The organism is Pseudomonas sp. dw_612 (genome assembly GCF_018449725.1).
Lineage (GTDB): Bacteria > Pseudomonadota > Gammaproteobacteria > Pseudomonadales > Pseudomonadaceae > Aquipseudomonas.
In genome coordinates this window covers 603496-620806 of record NZ_JAAVVC010000001.1, presented here as the reverse complement: position 1 = coordinate 620806, position 17311 = coordinate 603496, and the positions used below count along the sequence as shown (strand labels likewise).

Annotated in this window: 17 protein-coding genes; 3 read left to right on the top strand and 14 right to left on the bottom strand. The window is 59.9% G+C overall.

The window, feature by feature from the left end; genetic code table 11:
- Positions 1-156: 156 nt before the first annotated feature.
- From HB680_RS02845 to minC, 5 genes are all read right to left on the bottom strand, one after another.
- Positions 157-1446 (bottom strand): M18 family aminopeptidase, encoded by a 1290-nt coding sequence (locus HB680_RS02845; RefSeq protein WP_213937033.1) that lies wholly within the window; start codon positions 1444-1446, stop codon positions 157-159.
- A gap of 216 nt (positions 1447-1662) precedes the next feature.
- A complete protein-coding gene (locus tag HB680_RS02840; RefSeq protein WP_201194812.1) occupies positions 1663-2298 on the bottom strand; it encodes an RluA family pseudouridine synthase in 636 nt (211 codons plus the stop codon).
- Positions 2299-2481: 183 nt separating this feature from the next.
- On the bottom strand, positions 2482-2736 hold the full coding sequence (gene minE, locus HB680_RS02835) for a cell division topological specificity factor MinE (protein WP_007898843.1): 255 nt from the start codon (positions 2734-2736) through the stop codon (positions 2482-2484).
- On the bottom strand, positions 2736-3548 hold the full coding sequence (gene minD / locus HB680_RS02830; protein ID WP_150631077.1) for a septum site-determining protein MinD: 813 nt from the start codon (positions 3546-3548) through the stop codon (positions 2736-2738). Before minD ends, minE begins: the two co-directional genes overlap by 1 nt.
- A 201-nt stretch (positions 3549-3749) precedes the next feature.
- Positions 3750-4487 carry a septum site-determining protein MinC gene (gene minC / locus HB680_RS02825; RefSeq protein ID WP_213937032.1) on the bottom strand — a complete coding sequence of 246 codons (738 nt, stop codon included), beginning with the start codon at positions 4485-4487 and terminating at the stop codon, positions 3750-3752.
- Between the two features lie 118 nt (positions 4488-4605).
- Between minC and HB680_RS02820 the strand changes: the two genes are divergently transcribed.
- Entirely contained in the window at positions 4606-5538 is a 933-nt protein-coding gene (locus HB680_RS02820) for a lipid A biosynthesis lauroyl acyltransferase (protein ID WP_213937031.1), read from the top strand.
- A 35-nt stretch (positions 5539-5573) separates the two neighbouring features.
- Complete coding sequence (locus HB680_RS02815) at positions 5574-6728, top strand: patatin-like phospholipase family protein (RefSeq protein ID WP_213937030.1); 1155 nt, start codon at positions 5574-5576, stop codon at positions 6726-6728.
- A gap of 172 nt (positions 6729-6900) precedes the next feature.
- Here HB680_RS02815 and HB680_RS02810 read toward each other — a convergent pair whose 3' ends face one another.
- From HB680_RS02810 to puuE, 7 genes are all read right to left on the bottom strand, one after another.
- The gene (locus HB680_RS02810; RefSeq protein WP_213937029.1) at positions 6901-7686 is read right to left on the bottom strand and encodes an outer membrane protein OmpK; all 786 of its coding nucleotides are present in this window, start codon (positions 7684-7686) and stop codon (positions 6901-6903) included.
- A gap of 579 nt (positions 7687-8265) precedes the next feature.
- Positions 8266-9624: a nucleobase:cation symporter-2 family protein gene (locus HB680_RS02805; RefSeq protein WP_213937028.1), complete on the bottom strand. Its 1359-nt coding sequence runs from the start codon at positions 9622-9624 to the stop codon at positions 8266-8268.
- 192 nt (positions 9625-9816) lie between these two features.
- A complete protein-coding gene (locus HB680_RS02800) occupies positions 9817-11118 on the bottom strand; it encodes a urate hydroxylase PuuD (RefSeq protein ID WP_213937027.1) in 1302 nt (433 codons plus the stop codon).
- Between the two features lie 50 nt (positions 11119-11168).
- Positions 11169-11672, bottom strand: coding sequence for an ureidoglycolate lyase (locus HB680_RS02795; protein ID WP_010456681.1), 504 nt, complete (start codon positions 11670-11672; stop codon positions 11169-11171).
- A 120-nt stretch (positions 11673-11792) separates the two neighbouring features.
- On the bottom strand, positions 11793-12788 hold the full coding sequence (gene alc / locus HB680_RS02790) for an allantoicase (protein WP_213937026.1): 996 nt from the start codon (positions 12786-12788) through the stop codon (positions 11793-11795).
- Between the two features lie 88 nt (positions 12789-12876).
- A complete protein-coding gene (uraD, locus tag HB680_RS02785) occupies positions 12877-13392 on the bottom strand; it encodes a 2-oxo-4-hydroxy-4-carboxy-5-ureidoimidazoline decarboxylase (RefSeq protein ID WP_213937025.1) in 516 nt (171 codons plus the stop codon).
- Positions 13389-14315: an allantoinase PuuE gene (gene puuE, locus HB680_RS02780; protein ID WP_213937024.1), complete on the bottom strand. Its 927-nt coding sequence runs from the start codon at positions 14313-14315 to the stop codon at positions 13389-13391. Before puuE ends, uraD begins: the two co-directional genes overlap by 4 nt.
- A gap of 392 nt (positions 14316-14707) precedes the next feature.
- Between puuE and uraH the strand changes: the two genes are divergently transcribed.
- Positions 14708-15088 carry a hydroxyisourate hydrolase gene (uraH, locus tag HB680_RS02775; protein ID WP_204280813.1) on the top strand — a complete coding sequence of 127 codons (381 nt, stop codon included), beginning with the start codon at positions 14708-14710 and terminating at the stop codon, positions 15086-15088.
- Between the two features lie 188 nt (positions 15089-15276).
- On the opposite strand, the gene HB680_RS02770 is transcribed toward uraH, so the two are convergent.
- Both HB680_RS02770 and HB680_RS02765 read right to left on the bottom strand, forming a co-directional pair.
- Positions 15277-15903 (bottom strand): LysE family translocator, encoded by a 627-nt coding sequence (locus tag HB680_RS02770; RefSeq protein ID WP_059404689.1) that lies wholly within the window; start codon positions 15901-15903, stop codon positions 15277-15279.
- Positions 15904-15967: 64 nt separating this feature from the next.
- Positions 15968-17287, bottom strand: coding sequence for an NCS2 family permease (locus HB680_RS02765; protein WP_218627548.1), 1320 nt, complete (start codon positions 17285-17287; stop codon positions 15968-15970).
- Between the last annotated feature and the right edge of the window lie 24 nt (positions 17288-17311).

Genomic DNA, 17311 nt, shown 5'->3' with positions numbered 1-17311 from the left:
CTAGGTGGCTTTTTGGCGACTGGTGGTAAACACCTGTAGGAGCATGGCTTGCCCGCGATGGCCCTTGAGATCGCCTTCGCGAGCAAGCCCGCTCCCACATGGAAATGCATTCCAAATGTGGGAGCGGGCTTGCTCGCGAAGCTTTTGATCCAGCAGTTACGGCAATTCGCGGCAGGCGTAGAACGCGCTCAGCACTTTGACCAGGTGGGCCAGGTCGTGGCTGCCGCACAGTTCGCGGATCGAGTGCATGGCGAAGGTCGGCAGGCCGATGTCCACGGTGCGCACGCCCAGATGGCTGGCGGTGATCGGGCCGATGGTCGAGCCGCAGCCCATGTCGCTGCGCACCACGAAGCTTTGCACCGGGACTTCTTCGGCCATGCACAGATGGCGGAAGAACCCGGCGGTTTCGCTGTTGGTGGCGTAGCGCTGGTTGCTGTTGACCTTGATCACCGGGCCGGCGTTGAGTTTCGGGCCGTGGTTGGCGTCGTGCTTCTCAGCGTAGTTCGGGTGCACGCCGTGGGCGTTGTCCGCCGAGACCAGCAGGGATTTCTGAATGGTGCGTACGAATTCATCACCCTCAGGCAACAGACGACGCAAGGTCTGCTCCAGCATCGGGCCATCGGCACCGCAGGCCGAACAGGAACCGACTTCTTCGTGATCGTTGGCCACGAACACGCAGGTTTCGTCGGTTTCGGTGGTCAGCAACGCTTGCAGGCCGGCGTAGCACGACAGCAGGTTGTCCAGGCGCGCACCGGCAATGAAGTCGCCATGCAGGCCAATGACCGCCGCGCTTTGGGTGTCGTAGAAGCTCAGCTCGTAGTCGAGCACCACGTCGGCGTTGAGGCCGTGTTCCCGGGCGAGTTGGTCGGTGAGCACGGCGCGGAAATCCACGCGCTCGTCACCGGCGAATTGCGCGAGAATCGGCGGCAATTCGGTTTGCGCGTTGATCGCCCAGCCCATGTTGGCTTCACGATTGAGGTGAATCGCCAGGTTGGGGATGGTGGCGATCGGGGCCTTGAAGTCGATCAACTGGCTCTCGACCTTGCCATCGCGGCGGAAGGTCACGCGGCCGGCCAGGGACAAGTCACGGTCGAACCACGGCGCCAGCAGCGCACCGCCATAGACTTCGACGCCCAATTGCCAGAAACCCTGGCGTTGCAGCTCCGGTTGCGGCTTGACCCGCAGGCACGGGCTGTCAGTGTGGGCGCCGACCATTCGAATGCCGCCGTGCAGCGGCGAATGACGGCCCATCTTGAACGCGACAATCGAGGAATCGTTACGGGTGACGTAGTAACGCCCGTTGGTTTCGACGGTCCACGGCTCGCGCTCGTCCAGACGCGAAAAACCCGCCGCTTCCAGACGTTGAACAAGGCTGGCAGTGGCATGGAACGGGGTAGGGGAGGCCTTGAGGAAGTCGATCAGGCCTTGGTTCAACTCTTCACGCATAAGAAACTCCAGACAGCAATGGGCGGGAGTTTAACGTATTGGCCGCAGAATTGGCGGTGGGGTGATGTTGGGTAGTCTTCGAATGTGTGCTTGCTGGAGATCCCCATGTGGGAGCGGGCTTGCTCGCGAAGAGGGCGTGTCAGTCGACATCCATGTTGACTGATACACCGCTTTCGCGAGCAAGCCCGCTCCCACAGGTTTTTACCGCATTGACCGTCAAAACGGTGCAGGGCACTCAAAGCGCAAACGCTCGCCACTTTGCGGATGGGTGAAACTGAGCATGCTGGCGTGCAGGCACAATCGCGGCCAGGCCGCCAGGGCTTGTTCGTGGGCATAGAGCCCGTCACCGAGCAGCGGATGACCGATGGACAGCATGTGCACGCGCAATTGATGAGAGCGGCCGGTGATCGGTGTCAGTTCGACCCGGCACCAGTCACCGCAACGTTCCAGCACGCGCCAGAAGGTCAGGGCGTTCTTGCCGAATTCGTGGTCCACCACATGGCGTGGCTTGGTCGGCGGGTCGTAGCGCAGGGGCAAATCGATGCTGCCGCTGTCCAGTTCCGGCTGACCCCAGCACAGGGCGGTGTAGGCCTTTTCGGTTTCGCGGTCGTGAAATTGCCGGGACAGTTCGCGATGGGTGTCCGGGTCGCGGGCCAACAGAATGATGCCCGACGTTTCCCAATCCAGCCGATGGACGATTCGCGCTTCCGGGTAGCCGTTTTCCTGCAGACGGGTAATCAGGCAGTCCTTGTTGTCATCGGCCCGGCCAGGGACAGAGAGCAACAGGGTCGGTTTGTTCACCACCAGGACGGCGTCGTCTTGATGGATGATGTGGACGTTGGACAACGGCATTAAAACAGCCTCGTAACAAACGCCAACGGCGGCTCAGAACCCTACATGTCCAATGTAGGAGCTGCCGAAGGCTGCGATCTTTTGATTTTGCTTATTAAAAAACAAGATCAAAAGATCGCAGCCTTCGGCAGCTCCTACAAAGGCCCGAAGGGCCCTGAGCCGCCGTGGCTCCCGTCTGATCGACTAGCGGTCAGGCAGGGTGATATTGAGTTCCAGAATCGAGCAGCTACCCTGGTTTTCCAGGGCGACGTGCACGTCATCGGACCCGATATTGACGTACTTGCGGATCACTTCCACCAGTTCCTTCTGCAAGGCTGGCAGGTAGTCCGGGGTACTGCGTTGGCCGCGTTCATGCGCCACGATGATCTGTAGACGCTCTTTCGCTACCGACGCGGTGCTGACCTTTTTGCTGGCACGAAAGAAGTCAAAAAGATTCATTACCGACCTCCAAACAGGCGCTCGAAGAAGCCCTTCTTCGTCACATCGAGGAAACGATGCTCCACGGTTTTGCCCAGCAGACGATCAACCGCATCGCTGTAGGCCTGACCGGCGTCGCTCTGGTCGTCGAGAATTACCGGCACACCGGAGTTGGAAGCCTTGAGTACCGCTTGGGATTCCGGAATCACGCCCAGCAGGGTCACGGCCAGAATCTCTTTCACGTCTTCAACGCCCAGCATTTCGCCGTCGCTGACGCGTTGCGGGTTGTAGCGGGTGAGCAGCAGGTGTTCCTTGATCGGCTCTTCACCGTTCTCGGCGCGGCGCGATTTGCTGGCCAGCAGGCCCAGCATACGGTCCGAGTCACGTACCGAGGACACTTCCGGGTTGGTCACGACAATCGCTTCATCGGCGAAGTACATGGCCAGGTGAGCACCTTTCTCGATGCCGGCCGGGGAGTCGCAGACCACGAATTCGAAGTCTTCTTTCAACGCCATCAAAACCTTTTCCACGCCTTCGACAGTCAGCGCGTCTTTATCGCGGGTCTGACTGGCGGCCAGTACGTAAAGGTTTTCCAGGCGTTTGTCTTTGATCAGGGCTTGTTGCAGGTTGGCTTCGCCGTTCACGACGTTGACGAAGTCATACACTACGCGGCGCTCGCAACCCATGATCAGATCGAGGTTACGCAAACCGACGTCGAAGTCGACGATAACTGTTTTGTGACCACGCAGAGCGAGGCCGGTACCGATAGCGGCGCTGGTGGTGGTCTTACCCACACCACCCTTGCCGGATGTAACCACGAGAATCTTGGCCAAGGTGTTTCACCCCTAAGGAAAAAGGACTTTTAGCCCCTGAAAAACATCTCTTGAAAAACTACTGCAGTCGGACAGCCTTGGCTGGAATCCGGTCCTGGGCGGCGCATACCTGCGGTAAACACTGCTTTTGGCCTTTTTCCTACTTCGTTTGAGCCGTTTTCGCTACGTTTTAGAGATGCTTGGAAAATGCGGCAGTATCCGTTAAAGCCGAATGATGTTCAACACGTCGCCCGACAGGCTGACTTGTACGCCCGAGCCCCACAACGGGTCGCGTCGCAGATCTTCGGAAACCTTGTAATGGCCCGCGATAGACAGCAGTTCGGCGCTCATCTGCTGGCAGAAAATCCGCGCTTTCGAGTCGCCCTTGACCCCGGCCAGTGCACGACCGCGCATCGGTCCGTATACATGGATGTTCCCATCGGCGAGAAGTTCCGCCCCTGGGCTGACCGACGAAACCACCACCAGATCGCCACCCTGAGCGTAGATCTGTTGGCCACCACGTACTGGCGAAGTGATTACCTTGGTCGGTTTGATCGTCGGTTCCGGTGGCTTTTCCGGTTTTTTCGTCACGACGCCTTCGTGCGGATCGAGCGGGCGCTCACGGGCACCCGACGGTGGCAGCACCGGCAGATCGATGGCGATGGCGGCGGCAATGTCTTCGATGCGGCTGGCGCGGATGGCCAAGGTGCGCAGGCCGTGCTGACGGCACACGCGCATCAGACCGGGCAAGTCGACGGCGCCTTCGCTGGGCGGGAGCTTGTCCAGGGCCAGCACCAGCGGCGCGTTGCTGAAGAAGTTCGGCGCTTGTGCGACCTTGGCGGCCAGTTGCCGATCGAGGTTCTCGAGGTCGTTACGGGCCAGTTCCAGCACCGTAATGGCGAGCATGCTGCCCTTCAACTGGAACACGGGATCTTGGTCTAGCGGTTCGGTTTGGCTCATGGTCGGCATACAACGGCTTGTCACTAAAAGTGCCGAGACTTATAACGAGAACGCCCGCGGGCCGCAAGCCGGGTCGAACGATGTAGAATGCGCGGCCATTGTCTTTCCGGAACCTTTAATGGATCGCCCGCGTTTTCGTACAGCATTTCTTTCCCCTCGTTTCTGGCCATTGTGGTGCGGGCTGGGGCTGTTGTGGCTGATTGTGCAGTTGCCGTATCCGGCGTTGCTGTCCATCGGTCGCGTCCTGGGCGCATTGATGTACCGAGTGGCCGGCGACCGACGGCGCATTGCCAAGCGCAATCTTGAGCTGTGTTTTCCTGAAAAGTCCGCCGCCGAGCGCAAGCACCTGCTCAAGGAAAACTTCGCCTCCACCGGCATCGCCTTCTTCGAAATGGCCATGAGCTGGTGGTGGTCGCGCAAGCGTCTGGCCAAACTGGCCCATGTCGAAGGCCTGGAGCATTTGAAAAAAGCCCAGCGCGACGGCAAGGGCGTTATTTTGATGGCCCTGCATTTCACCACCCTGGAAATCGGCGCGGCGCTGCTCGGTCAGCAACACACGATTGATGGCATGTACCGCGAACACAAAAATCCGTTGTTCGACTTCGTCCAGCGCCGGGGCCGCGAGCGGCACAACCTCGATTCGCTGGCGGTGGAGCGCGACGACGTACGCGGCATGCTCAAACTGCTGCGGGCCGGCCGGGCGATCTGGTACGCACCGGATCAGGACTACGGCGCCAAGCAAAGCATCTTCGTGCCGTTGTTCGGGATTCAGGCCGCGACAGTCACCGCGACCAGCAAATTCGCCCGGTTGGGCAAGGCGCTGGTCGTGCCGTTTACCCAAGAGCGACTCGCGGACGGCAGCGGCTATCGGCTGGTAATTCATGCCCCTCTGGAAAATTTCCCCGGCGAGACCGACGAGGCGGATTGCATTCGCATCAATCAGTGGGTCGAAGGCGCCTTGCGCGAGTGTCCGGAGCAATACCTCTGGGCCCATCGCCGCTTCAAGAGCCGTCCACCGGGCGAGCCCAAGTTGTACGCAAAACGCGGTTGAACCCGCGATCCCTTTAGGCACCATGGAGTGTTGCGATGCGCCCAGCTGAACCGGTTACAGGGTTGATTCTTTCCGGCGGCGGGGCTCGGGCGGCGTATCAGGTGGGCGTTCTGGCGGCGATTGCCGAATTGCTGCCAGTGGGGGCGGACAATCCGTTCCCGGTGATCGTCGGCACCTCGGCCGGGGCGATCAACGCGGTCAGCCTCGCCAGTGGGGCGATGGACTTTCGCGGTGCCATCGAGCGTCTGACCGCGTTCTGGCAAGGCTTTCGCAGTCATCTGGTATTGCGCAGCGACTGGCCGGGCGTGATCCACCAGGCCAGCCGCTTTGTCAGCCACAGTTTGCTCGGCATCGGCGCGCAAGTGCCGGTGGCGTTGCTCAACAGTTCGCCACTGCGCGGATTGCTCAACGACAAACTGCAGATGAACGGCATCGCCGAGGCCATCGCGCAGAAGCAGTTGCAGGCGGTGGCGGTGACGGCGTTCGGCTACGAGTCCGGCCAGGCCGTCACCTTCTATCAGGGCGGCGGCACCATCGACGCCTGGTTGCGCCATCGACGAATCGGCGTGCCGACCCAATTGACCGTTGAACACTTGCTCGCCAGCTCGGCGATTCCGTTGCTGTTCGCCCCGGTGAAAATCGGCGAAGAGTTTTTCGGTGATGGCGCGGTGCGTCAGTCGGCACCGATCAGCCCGGCCCTGCACCTGGGAGCGAGCCGGGTGCTGGTGGTGGGCGTCAGCGGCAACCCGCGCGGGGTCGATCCGGAACAACCGCTGCAACGGGCCTACACCGGCCAGCAGCCGACCCTGGCGCAGATCGGCGGGCACATGCTCAACAGCACGTTCATTGACAGCCTGGAAAGTGATATCGAGTTGTTGCAACGACTCAATCAGTTCAGCCACCTGATGCCCGACGGTACGCCGACCCGCGCACTGGGCGTGGCGCCAGTGGAAGTGCTGGTGATCTCGCCGAGCCAGCCGATCGACGAAATTGCCGCGCGCCATCGCCAGGAATTGCCGGCGGCGCTGCGCCTGTTCCTGCGCGGACCGGGGGCGACCAAGACGAGCGGGGCGGGGGTGTTGAGTTATTTGTTGTTCGAGGCAGGGTATTGCAGCGAGTTGATTGACCTCGGGCGGCGGGATGCGTTGGCCAAGCGGGAGGAGTTGTGTCGGTTTTTGGGGTTGGTTTAAAGCAAAAGATCGCAGCCTTCGGCAGCTCCTACATTGGAATGCGATCCCTGTAGGAGCTGCCGAAGGCTGCGATCTTTTGATCTTGCCCCTGAAAAACAAAAGACCACAACCCCCCACCCACCCCGGATGCGCACGTGGCAGGTGACGCTTGCGATCTCTTGTCTTCAGCTCATCAGAAGTGGAACTTCACCAGGAAGCTCGTGGTGTTCTGATTGGTGGTGAACGCACGGGTGTCGTCGATCCCGTACTTGTCTTTCCAGTAGTCGTATTCCACACCGACGTACAACTGCTTCTCGCCGAAATTCAACGCCTTGCCCAGGTCGTATTTAACCTGTGGGTTGAAGTGCAGGTTGGCGTGGTAGTCGCCGTGGGCGTTGGAATCGTTGTCGACCACCCAGTCCATGAAACCGTCGATCAGGATGTTCGAGTCGCCCACCGGAATGGTGTAGGACCAGACCGGGGTGATCTGCCAGACGTTGTCACCCGCGCGCGGGCCTTCGGTATGGCGCTGGTAGAAGTTCAGCTGGAAGTAATCGAAGCCTGGAATCGCCAGGTCGAAGCCCGGGCCGATCAGGTAAGACTCGGTATCGCCTTCGCCGAACTCGTAGGTCATTGCCAGCAGGACGTCTTTGATCGGGCCGAACTCGATCTTCTGGTCCAGGACTTTGCCCAGGGAAATACGCGGGCTGAACTCACCGTAATAGGTGTTCGGGCCGACGTTGAAATCCTTCTCGCCGTTGTAAAAGATCTTGTCGACGAAGAAGAAGTTATCCCCGTACTTCCAGCCATCGGCGTGCTCGAAGGTGACGGTCTGCTGAATGTGCGGGTTGACCTTGAAGTCCTTGCCATACAGGTAGGTCAGGCTGTTGTTCTGCCATTGCAGCAGGTCGCCGGCCATTGCCTGGCCCCCGGCCAGCAAGGATCCCGCGAGCATCAGGCTGGTGCACGTACGTTTCATTCGGTTGCTCCCAAAAAGTAGGTGGTTCCACGTTTTTTTTCTTAGGTCGGCGCTCTGGTGTGGCGCCTTTTGTTGCTGCAGTAAAAAATCATCCAAGCGGTCAGCTTTAGTGCTGTTAGCAAGAGCTGAGCCAAGGCTTTCGAAAAGCAAAAAAACTCCCGTTCGGCTGTCCGAAAACAGTCGATTGAGAGAGATTTTGGGGTGCCTTGGTACTGGCCAGTGCCGGGATAAGTTGGCTTTCTGGTCAGAAATTAAATCCGGGCTTTTTTTTAGACCAGATTCGGGCGGCCGCGGAGAATACTGACTCCTTGGCCAGGTCTCAAGTGCCCCGCAACAGCGCACCGACGACAGGTTTGGGGCACGGTTGGCGGCGGGTGGCCTGGTGTCGTTGAACGACAGGCTTGAGGGGGTAAAAACCATCGGGTGCTTCCTCTTGTTTTTATTGTTGAGGCGCAGGCTGTGGCTGACCCTGTGGGAGCGGGCTTGCTCGCGAAGGCGTCGTATCAGTCGATATTTGTGGTTCTGATACACCGCTTTCGCGAGCAAGCCCGCTCCCACAAGGGTTTTGTGTTTTCCGGGCTAGTGTGTGTGGGCGTGGCAGTCGTTCATCGCCGCGCGTTCTCTACCGCCGAGAATGTTGAACAGCAGGTTCAGCGACAGCGCGCTGAGGGTGGCCATGGCGATGCCGCTGTGGGTGATCGGGCTCATCCAGATCGGCAGGTGCGCGAAGAACTCCGGACGCACCACCGGGATCAGGCCCATGCCGATGCTCACCGCCACCAGCAACTGGTTGCGCCGGTCACCGATGTCGGCTTCTTGCAGGATCTTGATCCCGGTGGCGGCGACCATGCCGAACATCGCAATCGCCGCGCCGCCGAGTACCGCCGGCGGAATCGAGGCCACCAGGAACGCCGCTTTCGGCAGCAGGCTCAACATCACCAGCAAGCCACCGGCGACGATGGTCACCGAGCGGCAGCGCACGCCGGTCATCTGCACCAGGCCGATGTTTTGTGCGAACGAGGAGTGGGTGAAGGTGTTGAAGAAACCGGCGAAAAACGAAGCGGCGGCGTCACATAACAGACCACGACGCAGCATGCGTGGGCAGACTTCGCGGTCGGTGATTTTGCCGAGGGCGAGGAACATCCCGGTGGACTCGACGAAGATGATCACCACCACCAGGCACATGGAAAGAATCGGTGCGAGTTCAAACTTCGGCATGCCGAAATGCAGCGGCGTGACGATCTGTAACCACGGCGCCTGCGCCATGCCGCTGAGGTCGACCATGCCGATCAGACCGCAGACGACGTAGCCCAGGCACATGCCGATCAGCACGGAAATGTTGACCCAGAAACCGCGCATGAAGCGATGGACCAACAGAATGGTGGTCAGCACCAGCGCGGCGATGGCCAGGTAAATCGGTGAACCGAATTGCGTCGCGCCAGCACCGCCGCCGGCCCAGTTCACGGCGACGGGGAACAGCGACAAACCGATCGAGGTGATGACCGTGCCGGTCACCAATGGCGGGAAGAAGCGCACGACTTTGGACATGAACGGTGCGATGAGCATGCCGAAGAATCCGGCGGCGATGGTCGCGCCGAAGATCCCTTGCAGGCCGATACCGGGCATGCCGGCCATTGCCACCATGCTGCCGACCGCGGCGAAACTCGCGCCCATCATCACCGGCATGCGAATACCCATCGGACCTATTCCTAAGGATTGCACGATGGTGGCGATGCCGGCCACCAGCAGGTCGGCGTTGATCAGGAAGGCGATTTCTTCACGACTCAGGCCAGCGGCCTGTCCGATGATCAGCGGCACCGCGATGGCACCGCCGTACATCAGCAGAACATGTTGCAGACCGACCAGGATCAGTTGCAAAAGGGGCAAACGCTGAATGGCGGGTGCGTCGGGGATGCGCGCTTCGGATAGCTCGGACATGCAACACCTCGGATCTTTTTTATTCTTGTGATTTTGTGCAACAGGCAAACCTGTGGGAGCGGGCTTGCTCGCGAAAGCGGTGTGTCAGAAACACATGTGTCGACTGATGCGACGCTTTCGCGAGCAAGCCCGCTCCCACAGGGTTTTGCGTTGTACCTGTGGGAGCGAGCCTGCTCGCGAAGCTTTTGTTGCTTAGTTGGTCTGGGCTCCCTGGTTGATCCAGGCACCAATCAGGTCACGCTCTTGCTGGGTCATCTGGGTGATGTTGCCCAGTGGCATGATCTGGCTGGCGACGGCTTGCGCCTGGATCCGCGGGGCCAGTTGCTGGATTTGTTGCGGGGTGTCGAACATCACGCCGGCCGGGGCTGCACTGAACAGCGGGCTGGTCGGTTTGGCCGAGTGGCACACGGCGCAGCGTTCCTGAATCACGCTGTGCACCTTGTCGAACGCCGGGCCTTGATTCGACGCTTGCGCCGGTGCAGCGGCAGGTGCGGCAGGCTTGGCTTCAGCAGGTTTGGCACCACCACCGAGGGCGGTTTCCGGCAACGGCTGATACTCGATGGTGCCAGGAGCCTTGGCCACTTCCGGTGCGCTCGGCATCTGCGCCGGGCCAGTCACGTAGGCCAGGCTGATCATGCCGACGGCTGCGACCGGCAACGTCCAGGCAAACTTGTGGCTGTCATGACGGGTGTTGAAGTAGTGACGCACCAACACCGCCAGCACCGCGATCCCGGCCAGGATCAGCCAGTTGTATTGGCTGCCGTAGGTGCTCGGGAAGTGGTTGCTGATCATGATGAACAGCACCGGCAAGGTGAAGTAGTTGTTGTGCCGCGAACGCAGCAAGCCTTTGGCCGGCAGCGCCGGATCCGGCGTACGGTTCTCGGCAATCGCCGCGACCAGTGCGCGTTGCGCCGGCATGATGATGCGGAACACGTTGCCGACCATGATGGTGCCGATGATCGCGCCGACGTGCAGGTACGCACCGCGACCGCTGAACACTTTGCTGAAGCCGTAAGCGGCGCCAATGATCAGCACGAACAGGATGAAACCCAACAGGGCAGGGCGTTTGCCCAGGGCCGAGTCGCAGAGGAAGGAGTAGACGAACCAGCCGATGAACAGGGAGCCGATACCGATGGCCACGCCTTCAGGGCCGCTCAGGCTGCTGCCCGGTGCCAGCAGGTACAACGTCGGGTTGGAGTAGAACACCACGCACAGCAGCGCGATCCCCGACATCCAGGTGAAGTAGGCTTCCCATTTGAACCAGTGCAGGTTGTCCGGCATGGTCGGTGGAGCCAGTTTGTATTTTTCCAGGTGATAGATACCGCCGCCGTGGATCGCCCACAGATCGCCCGCCAGACCACTTTTCGGGTTGACCCGATTGAGGTTGTTTTCCAGCCAGACGAAATAGAACGACGCACCGATCCAGGCCACGCCAGTAATCATGTGAACCCAGCGCACGCTCAGGTTCAGCCATTCCAACAGATGTGCTTCCACAGTCTTTACCTCTCGCCTGTCACTCTGTCGTCGAGTGATCAGACCTTCTCTTATTGGTGGGGGGCGAGGATCAAACGCTCATCCTCTTTGAAAAAATGCTCATCGCAGTTATTGCCTGTGCCACTGCGATCAACCACCAGGAAGTCATCCCGCTTTTCGATCGTCAGCACCGGATGGTGCCAAACGCCGCGATGGTAATTAATGCCCTGCCTGCCGTTGGTAACGAAGGCGCGGACCAAGCCTGATACAGGTTCATCGCCAAGTGGCGCGACCACGATCAGAAAGGGGTTGCCGAGCAGCGGGATGAAAGCCTGGCTGCCCAGCGGGTGACGCTCCAGCATGCTGACGGTCAGTGGCATGTCCTGCGCGTCGGCGCGGAAGATGCTGATGATCGCGTTGTCTTCTGGCGTGGCGGTTTGCACCGTCGCCAGTTTATGAAAGCGCATGGTCGAACCGTTGTTGATCATGAAGTGATCGCTGCCGTCGGTTTCGATCACGTCACCGAAAGGGGCGAAGGCTTCTTTGGTCAGCGGTTCAATCGTCAGTGTGCGCATGCTGGTCTTCTTTTCCGAATTCTGTGTTGTTTGTTCTGACGCCTTCGCGAGCAAGCCCGCTCCCACATTTGGAATGCATTCCCCTGTGGGAGCGGGCTTGCTCGCGAATGGCTTCACCGCTTACTTCGCTACTTTGCCGAGGACGCGCAGGCGACTCACACCACCATCCGGGAACACGTTGAGGCGGATGTGGGTGATCGGGCCCAGCGCTTTAATCTGCTCGGCGAAGCTGTGTTCGGCGTGCATTTCCAGTTTCTGCGCCGGCAGCAGTTCGCGCCAGAACAGGGATTGGGTTTCGATCTGGCTGTCGGTGCCGCCCTTGACGAAGGCGCCCTGGATCGAGCAAGTGTCCGGGTAGTTGCCCTTGAAGTGCAGGGTGTCGACGATGACTTTCTCGACTTCGCCGGCATGGCCCAGCGCGACGATCACCCAGTCATTGCCCGGCGTGCGACGACGGGCGGTTTCCCAGCCGTCGCCCATGTTGATGCCACGGCCCGGGTTGAGGATGTTGCTCATGCGCCCGAAGTGTTCGTCGGAGCAGGCGAGGGCGCGGCCACCGTTGAGGGCTGCTGCCAGATCAACTTGCTCGTTGTCGCCCACGGCCGACCAGTCGCGGTGCGGCACGCCGTACACACGCAGACGTGCTACGCCGCCATCCGGGTAGATGTTGAAGCGCAGGTGGCTGAACGCCTGGTCGTTGTTGATTTCGTGGTAGTGGTGGCTGTTGCCTTGCAGCTCGACGGCCGACAGCACTTCAACCCACTGGGTGTTTTCGGTCGGTTCGCCTTCAGCCAGGAAACACGCTTCCAGGGAGGCCGACGGCGGGTAGTTGCCGGTGAAGAATGAAGTGTCGATGTCCACGCCTTTGATCGAGCCTGCTACACCCAGGCGGATCACGGCGCTGTCATAGCCTTCGAAGCGCTTGCGGCGCGATTCCCAGCCGTCCATCCACTTGCCGTTGTCATCGAACACGCCTTCTTTCCACACAGCCGGGGTGGGCTGGAACAGGCGGTTGGCATCAGCGAACCAGTCATCGGTGACCGAGATGATTTTGGTGCCCAGGCGGGCGTCGGCCAGGTTGACGAACTTCTCGAAAGGTACGGCGTAAGCTTTCATTCTTCTTGTCTGCCTTTAATAAGTTGGCTTGGGATGCTTGCAGGGCCCTGGGCGATGTATGCGTTCAGTGTCGCTCGGGCCAGGCTCGCTATAGGGTCAGTAAGCGGAACAGGGCGATCTTGTTGATCTCTGCCAGCGCGCATTTGAATTCGGTGTCTGCCGAGTTGTGAATGCGCGTTTCGAACGCCGCGAGGATCTGATGCCGGTTGCTGCCTTTTACCGCCATGATGAAGGGAAACTTGAACGTGGCCTTGTAGGCGTCGTTCAGCTCGGTGAAGCGCTGGAACTCTTCGGCCGTGCATTGGTGAATACCGGCGCCCGCTTGTTCATTGGTGCTGGCTTCGGTCAGTTGGCCCTGGACGGCGGCTTTGCCGGCCAGGTCCGGGTGAGCGTTGATCAGGGCCAGTTGGCTTTGATGATCAGCACTCAACAGGATGTCGCTCATGCGCTGGTGCAGGGTTTCGATCTGGTCGATCGAGGTGTCCTGGCCCAGGTCGAAGGCCTTCTCGGCCACCCATGGCGAATGTTCGTAGATGTCGGCGAACGCGGCGACGAACGCCTCGCGGCTCAAGCTCGACGGTTTCAGCGTTTGAAAGGTGCTCATTGGGCAGCCCCTTGGTACGGGTGGGTTTCCTGCCAGTGGCGAGCGATGTCGACACGGCGGCTGAACCACACCTGTTCATGACTTTTAGCGTATTCGATAAAGCGTTTGAGCGAGGCCAGACGCGCCGGACGGCCGATCAAGCGGCAGTGCAGGCCGATCGAGAGCATCTTCGGTGCATCGGCGCCTTCGGCGTACAACACGTCGAACGCATCTTTGAGGTATTCGAAGAAATCGTCGCCCTTGTTGAAACCCTGGACCTGGGTGAAGCGCATGTCGTTGGTGTCCAGGGTGTACGGGATCACCAGGTGCGGCTTGCCGGTCGGGTTGTTCGGTTCCCAGTAGGGCAGGTCGTCGTCGTAGGTGTCGCAGTCGTAGAGAAAACCGCCTTCTTCCATCACCAGCCGACGGGTGTTCGGGCCGGTGCGGCCGGTGTACCAGCCCAGTGGGCGTTCGCCGGTGAGTTCGGTAAGGATGCGGATCGCTTCGAGCATGTGCTCGCGTTCCTGGGCTTCATCCATGTACTGATAGTCGATCCAGCGGTAGCCGTGGCTGCAGATCTCGTGGCCGGCATCGACCATGGCGCGGATCACGTCCGGGTGGCGCTGGGCGGCCATGGCGACGGCGAAGATCGTCAGCGGGATGTCGAATTCCTTGAACAGCTTCAGCACCCGCCACACGCCGGCGCGGCTGCCATACTCGTAAAGGGATTCCATGCTCATGTTGCGCGCGCCTTGCAGCGGCTGGGCCGAGACCATTTCCGAGAGGAAGGCTTCGGACTCTTTATCGCCGTGCAGGATATTGCGCTCGCCACCCTCCTCGTAATTGAGCACGAAGGACAAAGCGATGCGGGCATTGCCCGGCCAGTGTGGGTGCGGAGGGTTACTGCCGTAACCGACCAGGTCGCGTGGGTAGTCAGCGCTCACTGCAGTCTTCCTTCTTATTCGTTGACAGGTTGTGTGGGCGACCTGGCGGATAGATGCCAGGCTGGCGTCACAGCGATGGGTTGATTGTATACAACTTTATATTCATTTTGTAAGCCTGAATTTTTGCATTTTTCATTAACTGTCATGAAGGGATGCTACTGCAAGAAACCTGCCTGACTGGTCAGCTAATGGATAGAAGGTCCGCTGCACGCATGGTTCGTGGTCAGATTCGCCGGGAATCCACGGATGACGGCGGCTGCGATAAAAATGTCGTTTTTATTGTGTACAATTTTTTTGAAAAGTGTCTTAATCAGTCGCTCGCCGCAGCTTTTCGTGCTCCGAAACGGTGCGGTCTCCTTTCAACTGACTTCGGGAGGCGCGAGGCTTGACTGCTGTTCGCAGCCAGGCGCGCAGAATCAATGGGACGTTTGACTACACACGTTTTGGACGCTGCACACGGTTGCCCGGGCAGCTCGATCAAGGTCGAGTTGTACCGCGTTGAAGGCTCGCAACTGGAATTGGTCGCCAGTGCGATCACCAACAGCGATGGCCGTGTCGATGCACCGTTGCTGCAAGGCGATGACTACCGTTCCGGGGTCTATCAGGTTCAGTTTCATGCGGGCGATTACTACCGCGCCCGTGGCGTTCAGTTGCCGGAACCGGCGTTCCTCGATGTGGTGGTGCTGCGGTTTGGCATCTCTGCGGAACAGGATCACTACCACGTGCCGTTGCTGATTTCGCCCTACAGCTATTCGACCTACAGAGGAAGCTAGACTCCCCCAAGAATCTGCGCATAAAGCTTCTTTGGTCTTTTGCCCGCCCACACTGCGGGCTTTTTTTTGTCCCCGAAAAAGTCAAAAGATCGCAGCCTCGTTGCACTCGACAGCTCCTACATTTGAAATGTAATCCCCTGTAGGAGCTGCCGAGTGCAACGAGGCTGCGATCTTTTGATCTTGCCTTGCTAACGGCTCAACAACGACGCCGCCCCCGCACCACTGAACAACCCGGCACTGATCCGGTTAAACCAGCTCTGGCCTTTGCCGCTGCGCAGATACCGCGCCGCGCCATGGGCGCCCAGGCCATAGGCCAATTTGCACAGCAGATCGAGCACGGTCCACGTAGCAATCATCACCAGCAACTGCGGCAGGAACGGTTGCTCGGCGCTCAAGAATTGCGGCAAAAACGCGGCGAAGAACAGGATGTCTTTCGGATTGCTCGCACCCAGCACAAACGCGCGACCAAACAGCGCACGAAAGCGCGGTACCGGCGCAGCCTGGGGCACTTCGGCGCCGACCGAGGGCTGGCGCGATTGCTGCCAGCTCTGCCAGGCGAGGTAGAACAGGTACAGCGCGCCGACAATCTTCAACGCGCTGAACAGCTGTTCCGACGCCAGCAGCAGGGCGCCCAGACCCAGCGCCGAGGCGCTGAGCAAACAAATCGAGGCAATCACCCCACCGAGAAACGCCGGGTAAGAACGACGCAAACCGTAGTTCAAACTGTTGCTGATCATCAGCAAAGACAATGGCCCCGGGATCAGGATCACCACCAGCGCAGCGCCGCTGAACAGCAGCCAGGTTTCCAGACTCATCACTTTCCTCCTAATGTGCAAAAGCCCCACCCGACGGGGTGAGGCTGTTTGAAACGATGACCGCTTACAAGAAAATGAACTTGGCGATGAAGATCGCGCAGAGCACCCACAGACTGACGGAAATTTCCTTGTACTTACCGGTGCCGGCCTTCAACACCACATAAGTGATAAAGCCCAGCGCGATACCGTCGGCGACCGAGAAGGTCAACGGCATCATGATCGCGGTGACGATCGCCGGAATGCTGTCGGTCGCTTCATCCCATTCGATGTGCGCCATGCCGCTCATCATCAGCATCGCGACATAAATCAATGCACCGGCGGTGGCGTAAGCGGGAATCATGCCAGCCAGCGGCGCGAAGAACATCGCGGCAATAAATAGCACACCTACGGTCACGGCGGTAAGACCAGTCCGACCACCAGCGGCTACACCTGCGGCGCTTTCTACATAGCTTGTGACGGGAGGGACACCGACCATCGCCCCGAAAACGCTGGAGGCGCTGTCGGCTTTCATCGCGCGGGAGAGGTTTTCGATACGACCGTCTGCGTTCACCAGGTTGGCGCGCTGGGCCACACCCATCAGGGTACCGGCGGTGTCGAACATGTGCACGAAGAGGAACGCCAGCACCACGCTGATCATGCTGACGTTGAACACGCCGGCAACGTTCATGGCCATCCAGGTCGGTGCCAGGCTCGGCGGGGCGGACATGATGCCCTCGTAATGCACCAGGCCCAGGCCCCAACCGGCAGCGGTCACGGTGATGATGCTGATGAGGATCGCACCGAAGACTTTGTGGTAGCTGAGCACGGCGATCATCAGGAAGCAGATGGCCGCCAGTAGCGGGCCGGGTTCGCGCAGGGAGCCGAGCTTGATCAGGGTCGCCGGGCTGTCGACGACGATGCCGGCGGTTTTCAGGCCGATGATCCCCAGGAACAGCCCCACACCGGCGCCCATGGCGTAGCGCAGGCTGACCGGAATGCTGTTGAGCAGCCATTCGCGGATCTTGGAGAAGGTCAGGATCATGAACAACACACCGGACACAAACACCGCGCCGAGGGCGGTTTCCCAGTTGTAGCCCATGGTGCCGACTACGGTGTAGGTGAAGAAGGCGTTGAGGCCCATGCCCGGCGCGAGGCCGACTGGCCAGTTGGCGTACAGGCCCATCAACAGGCAGCCCAGGGCGGCGGCGATGCACGTGGCGACAAATGCGGCGCCGTGATCGATGCCGGCATCGGCCATGATGTTCGGGTTGACGAAGATGATGTAAGCCATGGTGATGAAGGTTGTCAGACCGGCAATCAGCTCGGTCTTCACCGTGGTGCCATGCAAGGTGAGTTTGAAGATGCGCTCCAGCCAGCCATTGCGTAACGGCGGCGAGAGTTCCAGCGACGGGGCTTCGGATTTGCGGCT